The 13457-nt window shown below is 70.7% G+C and carries 13 protein-coding genes; 2 read left to right on the forward strand and 11 right to left on the reverse strand.

Features of this window, described 5'->3' with window-relative positions:
- Nucleotides 1–2: 2 nt before the first annotated feature.
- The 3 genes from WA640_RS04680 to WA640_RS04690 all read right to left on the reverse strand — a co-directional run bounded on the left by WA640_RS04680 (nt 3) and on the right by WA640_RS04690 (nt 3441).
- The gene (locus tag WA640_RS04680) at nt 3–1361 is read right to left on the reverse strand and encodes an ABC transporter permease (protein WP_335986333.1); all 1359 of its coding nucleotides are present in this window, start codon (nt 1359–1361) and stop codon (nt 3–5) included.
- Nucleotides 1361–2635: a hypothetical protein gene (locus WA640_RS04685; protein WP_335986334.1), complete on the reverse strand. Its 1275-nt coding sequence runs from the start codon at nt 2633–2635 to the stop codon at nt 1361–1363. The genes WA640_RS04680 and WA640_RS04685 overlap by 1 nt, the downstream gene beginning before the upstream one ends.
- 122 nt (nt 2636–2757) lie before the next feature.
- Nucleotides 2758–3441, reverse strand: coding sequence for a ferritin-like fold-containing protein (locus WA640_RS04690; protein WP_335986335.1), 684 nt, complete (start codon nt 3439–3441; stop codon nt 2758–2760).
- Between the two features lie 368 nt (nt 3442–3809).
- Here WA640_RS04690 and WA640_RS04695 point away from each other — a divergent pair, with 368 nt between their 5' ends.
- Nucleotides 3810–5462, forward strand: coding sequence for a DEAD/DEAH box helicase (locus tag WA640_RS04695; protein ID WP_335986337.1), 1653 nt, complete (start codon nt 3810–3812; stop codon nt 5460–5462).
- A 240-nt stretch (nt 5463–5702) separates the two neighbouring features.
- Nucleotides 5703–5933 carry a hypothetical protein gene (locus tag WA640_RS04700; RefSeq protein ID WP_146148054.1) on the forward strand — a complete coding sequence of 77 codons (231 nt, stop codon included), beginning with the start codon at nt 5703–5705 and terminating at the stop codon, nt 5931–5933.
- 54 nt (nt 5934–5987) lie between these two features.
- Here the strand turns inward: WA640_RS04700 and WA640_RS04705 are convergent, their stop codons facing one another.
- From WA640_RS04705 to WA640_RS04740, 8 genes are all read right to left on the reverse strand, one after another.
- The gene (locus WA640_RS04705; RefSeq protein ID WP_335986338.1) at nt 5988–6542 is read right to left on the reverse strand and encodes a hypothetical protein; all 555 of its coding nucleotides are present in this window, start codon (nt 6540–6542) and stop codon (nt 5988–5990) included.
- A gap of 23 nt (nt 6543–6565) precedes the next feature.
- Entirely contained in the window at nt 6566–7198 is a 633-nt protein-coding gene (locus tag WA640_RS04710) for a MarC family protein (protein WP_245888947.1), read from the reverse strand.
- Between the two features lie 75 nt (nt 7199–7273).
- Nucleotides 7274–8455, reverse strand: coding sequence for a hypothetical protein (locus tag WA640_RS04715; RefSeq protein ID WP_335986339.1), 1182 nt, complete (start codon nt 8453–8455; stop codon nt 7274–7276).
- Nucleotides 8452–8997, reverse strand: a complete 546-nt coding sequence (locus tag WA640_RS04720; RefSeq protein WP_106363998.1) for a SigE family RNA polymerase sigma factor — start codon at nt 8995–8997, stop codon at nt 8452–8454. Before WA640_RS04720 ends, WA640_RS04715 begins: the two co-directional genes overlap by 4 nt.
- Before the next feature lie 255 nt (nt 8998–9252).
- Nucleotides 9253–10104, reverse strand: a complete 852-nt coding sequence (locus WA640_RS04725) for a PH domain-containing protein (protein WP_335986340.1) — start codon at nt 10102–10104, stop codon at nt 9253–9255.
- Between the two features lie 13 nt (nt 10105–10117).
- Complete coding sequence (locus WA640_RS04730) at nt 10118–10276, reverse strand: hypothetical protein (RefSeq protein ID WP_176953298.1); 159 nt, start codon at nt 10274–10276, stop codon at nt 10118–10120.
- 335 nt (nt 10277–10611) lie between these two features.
- On the reverse strand, nt 10612–11247 hold the full coding sequence (locus WA640_RS04735; protein WP_442904660.1) for a TrmH family RNA methyltransferase: 636 nt from the start codon (nt 11245–11247) through the stop codon (nt 10612–10614).
- Nucleotides 11248–11475: 228 nt separating this feature from the next.
- Nucleotides 11476–13404, reverse strand: coding sequence for an acetoacetate--CoA ligase (locus WA640_RS04740; RefSeq protein ID WP_245888949.1), 1929 nt, complete (start codon nt 13402–13404; stop codon nt 11476–11478).
- Between the last annotated feature and the right edge of the window lie 53 nt (nt 13405–13457).

The raw sequence follows: 13457 nt of genomic DNA on the forward strand, positions 1-13457 counted from the left end.
CGTCAGGTCCTCAGGGTGACCGCGGGCGGGATTCTGGAGGCGCGCCAGGCGGGGTAGACGCCGGCGACGATGCCGACGACGGCGCCGATGACGGGCCCGGCCGCGAACAGGGCGGGGTCGAAGACGATCTGCCAGTCGCGGTAGAGGGACACGAACGCGGTGACGTTCACGCCCAGGACCGTGCCGACGAGGCCGCCGATGAGCCCGATGAGCGTCGACTCCCACACGAACTGCATCGCCACCGCCCGCCGGGCGGCCCCGACGGCGCGGCGCAGGCCGATCTCGCTTCGGCGCTCCATGACCGACACGAGCGCGGTGTTGGAGACCGAGACGGCGCCGATGACGAGCGAGACGGCCGCGAGGCCGAGCAGGAGCGCCTGCATCTCGTTCTCCACGCCCTTGCGGAACGAGCGGAGGTCGGAGGGCTTGGACACCGACAGGTTGTCGGGGCCTTCGGGGAACACCGCGGTCGGGGCGGTGTCGGCGACCTTGTCGGCCGCGCCCAGGTCGGTGCGGATGAACACCTGCCCGGCCGCGTACTCGGGGTCGGCCTCGATGCACGGGGTCGGCGGGACGACGACGGCGCCGGTGAGCTTCGCTTCGCCTTCGGGGGCCTGGTAGACGCCGATGAGGGCGTACTCGCGGCCGTCGACGTAGATCATCGGCCCGCCTTCGAGGGACGTGTAGCCGAGGTCGCGGGCGGCGGACTCGTCGATGACGGCGACCTGGTCGCCGCGGGCGACGTGGCCCTCGTCGAAGGCCGCTCCCTGCGTGAACTCGAACCCGTACGCGGCCATCGCGCCCGGCTCCATGCCGAACACGGGGACCTCGCGCACGTAGTCGCCCGCCTCGGTGCGGGAGGCGGCGAGGTCGTCGGTGGAACCGCAGACGATCCCGGCGTCGGCGACGCCGTTGATCTCGCGGACCCGCTGCGCGGCTTCGAGGGTGGGCCCGTACCCGGCGTCCCTCATCGTGTCGGAGAACGACACGGTCACCTGGGTGGCCTCGGTCGCGTCGAACCGCTCGGCGATGGCGGCGGCCGATGTGGACGACAGGCCCACGGTCGCGACCGTGGCGGCGATGCCCAGGGCGATGCCGATCGCGGTCATCCACGTGCGCATCGAGCGCCCGCGCAGCGACTGGAACGCCTCGTACGCGATGCCCATCGAGCGGACCCCGAAGCGGCCCTTGGCCTTCGGGATCGCGTCCCGCTCGTCCTCCGCGGCCTGGTTCGCGGCCTTCTTGGCGGCGCGGCGGGCTTTGCGCCCCTGCGGCTCCTCGGCTCCGGCGTCCTCACCGTCCGGAGTGATGTACTCCAGCAGCTCGGTGTCGGTCTCGGGTTCGCGCCGGCGGCGGGCCATCAGCCGTTGCCCCGGTCGCGCCAGGCGATCACGACCTCGTCCCCGGCCGCGAGCTCGCCCTCGACGGGGACGACCACGCCGCGGCCTTCGTGGCGCAGGCTCACGTCCACTTCGATGTGCCGCTCGGTCGTGCCGTCCTCTTCGAGCACGGTGATCATGGTCCGGCCCTCGGAATCGGTCCACAGTGCCGAGAGCGGCACGATGAGCGCGTCCTCCGCAGAGCGGGCCCGCACCAGCGTGACCTCCTGCTCCTCGCCGGGCGCGAGGTCCTCGATGCCCTCGACGGCCTCAGCGTCGAACGCGAAGATCGCGAACGTCTTCTCGACGGTCTGGGCCTCCTCCTCGCTCCACTGGTCGGTCTCGCCCTCGACCTCGCGGGTCTCCAGCTCGAAGCCGCCGACCTCCTGGCCCTCCAAGGGGCCGTCGCCGTATTCGAGCTCGGCCTCGTCGCCGAGCTTCGACAGCTCGGAGCCGACCTCCTCGTCGAGCTCGGCCTCCAGCTTCCAGTCGCCGGAGGCGAGCACCAGGACGGTGCCCTCGACGGGCGCGGACTGCTTCGCGTTGACCTTCGAGACCTGCATGGGCAGCTCGGGCAGGAACACGACCTCGGAGGCGGGCAGCGCCACACGCTCGACGGTCTCGGTCTGGGCGCCGCCGGTGTTCTCCTCGCCACCTTCGGTGTTCTCGTCGCCGGTGTCGCCTTCGGCGGTGTCGTCCTCCTCGGTGGCGACCTCCTCGGAGGTCGTGGCATGGTCGTACCCGGCGTGGTCGTAGAGCTTCTTCAGGTCCGAGGCCGTGCGCGAGTCGAACGTCCCGGTCTTGGGCGTGCCGTAGATCTGCTGGAGCGCCAGTTGCAGCTGCTCCACGTCGGGGCCGGTGTCGCCCTCCTGGAGATCGCGGTAGGCGGGCACGTCGCCTTCGAGGGCGATCATCGGGCGGCCGGACACCTCCAGGAGCACGGTCCCGGCCTTGACCTCGTCGCCGACCTCAACGGGGATCTTCGAGGCCAGCGCGGTCTCGATGCCCTCCGGGGCGGTCGGCGCGGGGACCTCGAAGTCGCCGGTCCGGTCCAGGACCGCCTCGAATTCGAGGGTGTCGATCAGCTGCTCCTGGTCGACGCTGACGGTGATGACGCTGTCGTCGGGTTCGGCGGTCTCCTCGGCCCTCTGGGCCGGGGTCCGCGCCTGCGCAGCGAAGTACCAGGCGGTGGCCGTCGCGCCGAGCAGCGCGACGGCGAGCACCCCGCTGACGACATGGCTTTTCGTGAGCCGCATGTTGAGTCCTCCTCCGCCCCGAAGACGCGTGGAGCGAAGGCGCCGGTTGCGGCCGTATCGTCTCGATTCGGTAACGGCACTGGCGGTGACGTGCCCGAACGTTTTCGGCGCGGGGAAGGGCCCTAGTTGTTGAGGCCCACGGACTTCATGCGGTCCTGGTGGGCGCGGGTGAGGCGGCGCAGGAGCGCGTCGAGGGTGCCGCCGTCGCCGACGATGATCGCGGTGAGGCGCTCGTTGGCCGCGGCCACGCCCTGGGCGCGGTTGATGCCCTCGCCGACGAGGCGGCGGGCCCACAGGGACAGGCGGCCGGTGACGGACTCGTCGGCCTCGACGGCGGCGCGGATCTCCGCAGCGGCGAGGTCGGCCGCGCCGGACTCGGCGAGCACGGTCTCGATCACGGTGCGGTCGGCGTCCTCCAGGCTTGAGGAGACGGCGCGGAAGAAGTCGTCGGCGACGGCGTCGCCGAGGTAGACCTTCACGAGCGCTTCGAGCCAGTCGCGCGGCGAGGTGGAGGCGTCGAAGGAGCGGAACGCCTCGCGGAACGGGGCCATGGCCTCGGCGGGGTCGGCCCCGAGGGCGTGCAGGCGGTCGGCGATCAGCCGGTAGTTGCGAATCTCACCGACGGCCGCCTCCGAGAGGGCGGCGCGCCGGCCGAGGTCGGGGGCGAGGCGGGCGTCGAAGACCATGCGCTCGAACGCGAGCAGCTCGCCGAGGGCAAGCAGCCCAAGGAGTTCGACGACGGCCTCGCGGCCGGGGGGCGCGGTCGCCGGGGCCGCGGCCGGGGCGGGATCAGAAGTCTCGGACACCGGGGCAGGTTACCACTGGGCGGATGCGGCCCTCGCCTTCACGTAGGTGTCGCCGATCGGACCTTCACGTGCGTCTTCGCAGGCCAGAAGGGCCGGATCGGGGGTTCGGGGGGAAACGCGCGCCCCGCCCGGGAACGGCGCACCGAGACGATGGTGCCGGGAGAGCGTAGGATGGACGGAAGGGACCGCGGCCCCGACGGGGCATCCCTGTACCAGGCGGTCCTGAAGCGGTACCGGTTTCTTCACCGGGCCGCTCCTGCGAAGCGGCGACTCACCGAATCCGGCGGTCGTCGCCGCTGTGTAACGAGACTATATGTGGCGCCGAGTTCCCCGGATCTGGTGACGTCCTCCGCCACGAGGTGAACAGAGTGAACGAATTGAACACCGACCGGCCCCAGAACGACGGGCCGACTTTCGCAGCCCTGGGCGTTCGGGAAGAGACCGTCGAAGCGCTTGCGGCGCTTGGCATCGAACGGGCCTTCGCGATCCAGGAGTACGCGATCCCGATCGCCCTGCGGGGCTCCGACATCATCGGGCGCGCCCCCACGGGCACCGGCAAGACCTTCGGGTTCGGCCTCCCGATCATCGACCGGATCACCTCCGCCGAGGAGGGGTCCGACGGGCTCCCCCAGGCGCTGATCCTGGTCCCCACGCGCGAGCTGGGCCTCCAGGTGGCCCGCGACCTGGAGGACGCGGGCAAGACCCGCAACATCCGGGTCCTGCCGATCTACGGCGGCCGCGCCTACGAGCCGCAGGTCGAGGCCCTGAAGGCGGGCGTCGACATCATCGTCGGCACCCCGGGCCGCCTGCTCGACCTCTACAAGTCGAAGCACATCAAGCTCAACAAGATCGCTACTTGCGTCCTCGACGAGGCCGACCGGATGCTCGACCTCGGGTTCTCCGAGGACGTCGAGAAGATCCTCAAGCTCCTGCCGGAGCAGCGCCAGACCATGCTGTTCTCGGCGACGATGCCCGACACGATCATGTCGCTGTCGCGCCGCCACATGAACCGGCCCATCACCGTCGCCGCCGACGTGAGCGCCCCCGACCTGGAGGCCGCCAACAACACCCGGCAGCTGGTCTACATGACCCACGCGATGAACAAGATCGAGGTCGCCGCCCGGATCCTCCAGGCGAACGGCCGCGGCCTGACGATCATGTTCTGCCGCACCAAGCGCGCCGCGCAGAAAGTCGCCGACGAGCTGGACTTCCGCGGCTTCGCGGTCGGCTCGGTCCACGGCGACCTCGGCCAGAACGCGCGCGAGCGGGCCCTGCGGGCCTTCCGCTCGGGGAAGATCGACGTGCTCGTGGCGACCGACGTGGCCGCCCGCGGCATCGACGTCCCCGACATCACGCACGTCATCAACTTCGACGCGCCCGAGGAGGCCGAGACCTACGTGCACCGCATCGGCCGCACCGGCCGCGCGGGCGCGACGGGCATCGCCGTCACGTTCCTGACGTGGGAGGACCTCCCCCGCTGGAAGATCATCGTCAAGGCCAACGGCCTCGACCTCGGCGAGCCGCTGGAGACCTACCACACCTCCGACCACCTGTACACCGACCTCGACATCCCCGAGGGCGCCCCGCCGGCGCTCCCGAGCGAGCTCCGCAAGCGCGACGGCCTCTCCGCCGAGCGCGAGGAGAACGTCGAGGGCGAGCCCCGCAAGAAGGGCCGCGGCCGCGGCCCGCGCGGACGGGGCCGCGGCGAAGGCGGCCGGGGCCAGAGCGACCGCCGCGGCGGTCGTGACGGCGGTTCGCGCGACGGCGGCTCCCGCAGCGGCGCCCGCGACGGGGGCGAGCGCCCCGAGCGCCGCTCCGACGCCGAAGGCGACGCCCCGCGCAGCCGCCAGCGCCGCCGCATCCGCACCGACGAGGACGCCGCCCCGCGCGAGTCCAAGCCGCAGACGGACACCGCGCCCGCCGCCGCCTCGGACGCCGAAGGCGACGCCCCGGCCCGCCGCAGGCGCCGTCGCCGCCGCCCCACCGGAGGCAACGACCGCCAGGCCCCGAGCCAGGACTGACGCACAGGCGAGCATTCGCCGACAGCGAACGCCGCGGGCGGTGTCCCCTAACGAGGGACACCGCCCGCGGCGTTTCGTCGCACCCGCCGGGCACCGTTGATTCCGGGGCGCCTCAGAACCGCTACTCGCGACACTCCCCGCTGCCCGCGTTTCGTCGTACCCGCCGGGCACCCTTGCGACCGGGGGCCCAGCGCAGCGCCACCCGCAGCGCTCCGCGCTGCCCGGCGATAGGCTCTCCCCATGAGCGATGAGAGCCCCGCTTACGAAGGACCGCCGGTGAACGTGCCGCCGCCTCCCGGGTGGCGCGTCGAGTCGGTGGCGCTGCCCGGGGAGCCGCGACGGCTGCCGGAGCAGGACCATGCGGCGATCGACGCGGCCGAGCAGCGGGCGCGGCTCGTCACCCAGTGGCTGACGCTCGTCTCGGTGGCGCTCATGTTCACCGTCCTCATCATCGGGCTCGTCGAGTTCTGAGCCGACAGCGAAGCCCCCGTCCCGGGCCGGGACGGGGGCTTCCTCCTACGGGCGTCAGTTCTGGACGACGCCGCCCCACACCATGTCGGCACCGGTGTGCCCGGTCTGGAACAGCCACCAGGCCGCGAGCCCCAGCAGCGCCAGCGCGATCAGGCCGAAGACGAACATGATGACCTTGCGGCCGCCCGCGGCCGGGTCGTCGGAGCCGGTCGAGGCGGTCTCGCCGTCCTCTGAAGGGGCGGGCTTCGGGGCGTCGCCGTTCCGCAGGAGCGCGGCGCGGCGGCCGCGGTCGAGGCCCGCGAACAGGAACCACACGGGGATGAGCGCGACGAGCGTCCACAGGAGCCAGTAGGCGTTGTCGTGGTGCTGCTGGACGGCCTCGGGCCAGCCGTCGGGGTAGGTGTAGTCGGCGAACTGCTGTCCGGTGAGGATCGACCCGTACACGCTCGCGGGCGCGACGAGCACCAGGATCGCCGCCGCCCACCCGACGCGCTGGCGCAGCGGCGGAATGAGCACGTACGCGGCGCCGAGGAGCACGAGCAGCGCCACGAGGATGATCGGCGCGTGCACCGCCAGCGGGTGCAGGGGCAGGTCGAGAATCGTCGTCATGGGTTCATTGAACCCTAAAGTGATCACCAACCGGTAGCGCCGGCCGAACTTTCGAAGTGGGCGGCGTAGCTCATCACGGCGTCGGCGATGAGCTGGACGGCGATGGCCGCGAGGAGGACGCCCGCGATGCGGGTGAGGACCTCGATGCCGCCGCGGCGCAGGATCTTCACCAGGACGCCGGAGAAGCGCATCACCAGGTAGATCAGGAAGTGGATCACGATGATGGCGAGGGCGATCCACAGGTAGTCGGCGTGCGAGGGCGCCTGCTGCACGAAGAGGATCACCGCGACGATCGCGCCGGGGCCCGCGAGGAGGGGCGTGCCGAGGGGGACGAGGGCGATGTTGGAGGTGGCGGCCTCGTTCGGGTCGTCGGCCTTGCCGGTGAGGAGCTGGAGGGCGACGAGGAGGAGCAGGAGCCCGCCCGCGCCCTGGAGGGCGGCGAGGTCGATGTGGAGGTAGCTGATGATCTGCTGCCCGAGCAGCGCGAACAGCGAGATCACCCCGAGCGACAGCAGGGTCGCCTGGAGCGCCGCCCGGTTGCGCTGCCGCTTGTCCATGGTCCCGGTGAGGGCCAGGTAGATCGGCACGATCCCGGGCGGGTCCATGATGACGAAGAGCGTCACCATGACGGTCAGCAAGTATTCGAGTCCACCCACGCAGCGAGTATGGCAAGTCCGCCGGGTCACAGCCGCGGATTCGGACCCTTGTGTTACGTGGGGCTCAGCGCCGGGTCACTCCGGCGGGATGTAGTCCATGACCGGCATGACCGCGCCCGACGGCGGGCTGAGGATCGTCATGTACGCGGGATCCTCGGAGTAGTCGATCATCAGCCAGGTCGTGTCGCCCCGGTTGTAGGACATCTCCCAGCGGTTGAACGGGTCGATGAACATCATGCTGGAGCTGTAGTACTCGTCCTCGTATTCGCCCAGGTCGAGTTCCGACATCGGGTAGTACACGGTGCTCTGGAAGTGGTCGACGGTGTCGTCGACGAGCGCGACCGCGCTGTCGTCCTGGGACGTGGCCTCGATGTCGGCCTTGATCCGCTCGGTCCCGACCGGGCCGCACTCCTCGCCTTCGCGGGCGACGCCGCCGTTCGCGTCGAGGTCGGCGACGCACACGTAGTCGGTGTTCGTCGCGTCGACGACGGCGACCGACTCGAACCCGGCGTCGGCGAGCGCCGCGAGGTTCCAGTCGTACTCGCTGTTGAAGTAGTAGGTGCTCTCGCCGCCGCCGGTCGTGGACCACAGGTCGGCGGTGAAGACCGCCGTGCTCGTGTTCCAGTTCGCGAGGGTGAGGTCGTAGCTGACCGAGAACGAGGTCGGCTCGGCGACCGCGTCGGCGGCGACGTCGTTGAGCGTGTACAGCTCGAAGGTCAGGTCGGCGTCCGGGGTGACCATCGCGTATCCGGTGGCGTCCACGTTGACGGTGGTGTACGTGTCCGGCGAGGGCCAGTCGGCGGACGAGCTCATCGAGCCGTCGAGGCTGACGACCCCGGTGGTCTGCTGCGAGGAGGACGACAGCACGTACCCGTCCTGGAGCCGGTAGACACTGTCGGGTTCGGTGTCGCCGATCGGGACGGTGTCGCCGTCCTGGTTGAGGATCGCGTACTCGCCGCCGGTGTCGATGACGAACTCCATGTCGAACTCGCCGCGGGCCTCGGCGGTGCTGGTGGAGTCGGCGGCGATGGTGCCCTGGTCCTCCATGTCGAGGAGCGGCTGGAGCGCGAACACGCCGGCGCCGATGACGAGGAGGCCCGCGCCGCCCGCGGCCGCGCCGATGCGGCGGCGCCGCCGGATGCGGTGGGCACCGGCGATGGCGAGGTCGGCGAGCCCTGCGTCGTCGGCCGCTTCGGGCGCGCGCTCGGCCTGCTCGGCCAACCCGCTGCGCAGGAGGGCCTCGATGTCCCCGTTCACGCCGCCTCCCTCGGTTCCATGGCGACGCCGAGCGCGGCGGCGGGCGTGCCGAGGCGCTTGCGCATGCCGGCGAGGGCCCGGGAGGCCTGGCTCTTGACGGTGCCGATCGAGATGCCGAGGATCTCGGCGATCTGGGCGTCGGAGCGGTTCTCGTAGTAGCGGAGGACGAGGACCGCGCGCTGGCGCTTGGGGAGGGCGGCGATGTGGCGCCACATGGCGTCGCGGACGGCGCCGTGCTCGGTGAAGTCGCGGGAGAGGTCGGCCCGGTCCTCGAACACCTCGGTGGGCTTCTCGCGGTTGGAGCGCTTGCGCCACCAGGAGGCGTTGGTGTTGTAGAGGATGCGGCGGGCGTAGGCGTCGACCGAGTCGGTCGTCCTGATCCGGCTCCACGCCAGGTAGGTCTTCGTCAACGTCGTCTGCACCAGGTCCTCCGCTGTCGCCCAGTTCCCCGTGAGGAGATACGCCGCACGGTGCAGCGCGGCAGAGCGCGCCGCCACGTACTCGCGGAACTCCTCGTCCTGAGACGATTTGACCTCGCTCACGCGTCTCCCTGGGGGGGTCGAACAACAGACGACGTACCCCCGGTGGAAAGTTGCCCCGCAGGGCGGAATTCTGCCAAAAGATGGGTGTCATCGGCAACCGAGGGTTGGTACGAAAGCGAGTATACGAAGTAGGTGCCAAGGGCCGTCTCCCGGATTCATGCCACGAGTCGCCCGTCTCGCCCGGCGCGGCCCCGGGATGCGGAACGCCCGCCGGCGGGTGCCGGCGGGCGTGCTCGTCAACGGGGCGGGGAGCGGTCAGGTGCCGTCGGCCTTGCCGGGGACGGCGGGCTCCTCGTCGGGGATGAGGTCCTCCTCGGGCTCGGCCATGCGCTCGTCGACCGCTTCGGGCTCGTACATCTCCTCGCACATCTGGAGGTAGAGCTCGTTGGGGTTCGGCAGGTGCGGGACGTTCCGCAGCGCCTGGTCCTGGCCCGCGGACTCGATGATGAACTCGCCGTAGTTGAGCATGCGGCCCATCGGGGTCTGCGAGTACTTCATGTCGGTGACGCGGCCGAGCGGCATCATGGCGACCGAGCGGGTGATGACCCCCTGGATGAGCATGATCCGCTTGTTGGTGAGGATGAACCGGTCCATGTACCAGTCGAGGATCTTCCAGCCGACGAAGCCGAGGATCAGCAGCCACACGATGACGGTGACGGACAGGGCGGTGTCGCGGTTCGCGTTGTCCCACTTCGTGAGCATGCCGGAGGCGAGGCCCATGATGAAGGTGGAGAGGGTGCCGATGATGTACCAGGGCATGAGGTGGACCCAGTGGCGGCGCCACTCGCCGCGGTACTTCTCGGTGGGGAACAGGTAGCGCGCCGAGATCGGCGACGGGACGTCGGGGACGGCGGGGGCGCGCACGCCGGAGAGCAGGCCCCCGGCGGGGCTGTCGTCGAAGCGCACGCCGTCGATGTCGGAAGCGGCGGCGGCTGGGGCTCCCGGGGCGGCGGTGCCCGTGGGACTCTGCCCTTGAAAAGCGGGGAACTCGCGCGTGGGGGACTCGGCGCCCGGGGCGGGGCCGTCGGAGGGGGCGCGCGGACTTGGGGGTTCCAGCGGCTCGGTGTCCTTCTTGTCCCCCGAGCCGCCTGCACCGGAATCGGTCATGGCGTCGCCGTGATCAGGTCACGAGGTTCGTGAAGAACGCTGCGAAGCCGTTGGCGGCATCGAGGATGCCGCCGGCGAGTGATCCGACGACACCGCTGGCTTCGTCCGGCCTGAAGGCTACAAAGAACACCAGGAACGCAAGTCCGCCCCAGGTCAGAATCTTCTTCAACATCCTCACCCCTCCCGTCAAAGGGTCCTGGCCGATCGTTCGTCTGGCGCAGGCTGGCACGAGTCTACCGTACGAGCATGACTCGGCTTTCAGTTTTCTGATGGGCCCGGACGGTGTGAGCCGAGGGGCCGATCGACGGGCTACAGCGTAACAACATCGTTCCACTTTTGCCCGACTCCGCCTATCTACCAGCGGAATAACCTATTCGGTTGTGCCACGGGCGAGCTTACCCCAAGTCACGTTCCATTGGCTCAATGTAGGCGCATCGCCCCCGCGAACCCCAGGGAAGCGTCAGGTATCCGACACTGCGCCTTGCAGGTGCACCTGCCGCGGCGCGTTCAGGGCCGCTGGTCGAACACGTGTTCCCTCACCCACGCGTGCATGGCGATCCCGCTCGCGACGCCCGCGTTGATCGAGCGCGTCGATCCGAACTGGGTGATCGAGCAGACCATCGCGCAGGCCTCGCGGACCGGTTCGGACAGTCCGGGGCCCTCCTGGCCGAAGACGAGGACCGCGTTGCGCGGCAAGGAGGCCGTCTCGATGGGGACGGAGCCGGGGAGGTTGTCGATGCCGACGACGGCGAGGCCCTCGGCGGCGGCCCAGGCCGTGAACTCCTCGACGGTGGCGTGGTGCTCGACGTGCTGGTACCGGTCGGTGACCATCGCGCCGCGCCGGTTCCAGCGGCGCTTGCCGACGATGTGGACGGTCTTCGCGAGGAACGCGTTCGCGTTGCGCACGACGGTGCCGATGTTGAAGTCGTGCTGCCAGTTCTCGATCGCCACGTGGAAGTCGTGGCGGCGCGCGTCGAGGTCGGCGACGATCGCCTCGCGGGTCCAGTACCGGTAGGCGTCGACCACGTTGCGGCGGTCGCCGCCGCGCAGCAGGTCCGGATCGAACCGGTCGCCTTCGGGGAGCGGCCCCTCCCAGGGCCCGACCCCGACCTCCATCGCGTCCTCGTCAGTCACGCGGACCATTGGAGCACAGCGGGGGCCGAGGCGAGGAGGGCATAGCGCCGCCCCGGCGGCTACGGGGGAAACCGACCGGGGCGACACGAAACATACTAACGACCGCACGTCTGCGACTGGGCACACACCCAATTGAATTCCCTTGCCGCAGAAGGAAATCGGGTTACCAGTGGCCCCACGTCACTCCGAGTTCCACTCGCCTCAGCCGTGCCCGGACGCACCGGCCGGGACGGGCCCTCAGCCGGGCAGGAACCAGCGGAGCGCGCCGGGGTTGGCGAGCGCGTCGCGGGCGATGGCCTCCTCGGGCTTGGCGCCCTTGAGGATCTTCTTCACCGGGACCTCCACCTTCTTCCCGCTGAGGGTCCGCGGGACCTCGGGGACCTGGCGGACCTCGTCGGGCACGTGCCGCGGCGACAGCTGCTCGCGCAGCGCCCCGGTGATGCGGCGGCGCAGGTCGTCGTCGAGTTCGACGCCTTCCTTCAATGCGACATAGAGGAGGAGCCGGTCGTGCCCCGGGTCGTCGAGGTGGACCACGAGCGAGTCGGCGACGCCGTCGACGGCCTCCACGACCGCGTAGAACTCGGCGGTGCCCATGCGGACCCCGCCGCGGTTGAGCGTCGCGTCGGAGCGCCCGGAGATGACGGCCGAGCCGCGGTCGGTGATGGTGATCCAGTCGCCGTGGCGCCAGATCCCGGGGAAGTCGGTGAGGTAGGTGTCCCGGTAGCGGTGCTTGAGCGGGTCGCCCCACAGGCCCACGGGCATCGACGGCATCGGGGAGGCGATGACGAGCTCCCCTTCGCGTCCGATCCCGGGGCGCCCCTCGGGGTCGAAGGACTGCACGTTCGCGCCGAGGCACCGGCACGACAGCTCGCCGCGCCACACGGGCACCGTGGGGGCGCCGCCGATGAACCCGGTGCACAGGTCCGTGCCGCCCGAGAGGGACTGGAGCTGCGCGGTGGCGCTGATCTGCTCGTACACGTAGTCGAAGCCGACCGCCGGGAGCGGGGCGCCGGTGGAGCCGATGCCCTTGAGTCGCGAGAGGTCGGCCTCCTCGGACGGTTTGATGCCGCGGGAGCGGCAGGCCATGAGGAACGGCGCGGAGGTGCCGAAGAACGTCGTGCCGGACTCCTCGGCGAGGCGCCACATCCCGGCCGGGTCGGGCATCCCGTCGAAGAGGACGACGCCGGCGCCGACGATCGGCGCCGACACGAGGTAGTTCCACATCATCCACCCGGTCGTGGAGTACCAGAAGAACCGGTCGCCGGGGCCGAGGTCGTGGTGGAGCGAGTGCATCTTGGCGTGCTCGATCGCCATGCCGCCGTGGGAGTGGACGATCGCCTTCGGCAGGCCCGTGGTCCCGGAGGAGTAGAGGATGTAGAGCGGGTGGTCGAACGTGAGCGGCTCGAACGCGACGCCCTCGTCGTAGGCGCAGAACCGGTCCCAGGTCTCGCCCTCGAACGTCGCATCGGGGTCGAGGTACGGGAGCATGACGACCGAGCCGAGCCCTTCGAGGCCGCGCACGACGCGCTTGACGTCCTCGGTGCGATCGATGGACTTCGGCCCGTACCTGTAGCCGTCGACGGCGACGAGGACCTTCGGCTCGATCTGCGCGAACCGGTCGAGCACGGCCTTCGCGCCGAACTCGGGGGCGCAGCTGGAGAACACGGCGCCGAGGCTCGCGGAGGCGAGCATGAGCGCGAACGTCTCGGGGATGTTCGGCATCCATGCGGCGACGCGGTCGCCGCGGCGCACCCCGTGGGCCACGAGCCCCGCGCGGGCGCGGGCGACGGCCTCGCGCAGGTCCGCGAGGGTCCACTCGACGGGGTCGCGCGTGTCGGAGTAGGCGCGCACGAGCACGTCGTCCTCGGCGACCCCGGGCGCGGTGAGCACTGCGCGCGCGTAGTTGAACGTCTCGTCGGGGAACCACACCGTGTCGGGCATGGTCTCGTCGGCGAGGACCCGGTGCTCGGGGACCGTGGAGCCGAGGCCGAAGTACTCCCAGACCGCGCCCCAGAACGGGCGCAGCCGCTCGACCGAGTACTGCCACAGCGCCGGATACGAAGTGAGGTCGCGCTCCTCCCGCCGCGACAGCCACTGGCCGAAGCGGCCGATGTTCGTCGTCTCCACCGCGTCAGGGCGCGGCAGCCACAAGACCTCGCTGGTCACGATCGCCTCCCGGTCTCCACAGCACTGTGGTCCACAGCACTATCGTGGCACGG

It is taken from the genome of Glycomyces sp. MUSA5-2 (assembly GCF_037034145.1).
Taxonomy (GTDB): domain Bacteria; phylum Actinomycetota; class Actinomycetes; order Mycobacteriales; family Micromonosporaceae; genus Glycomyces; species Glycomyces artemisiae.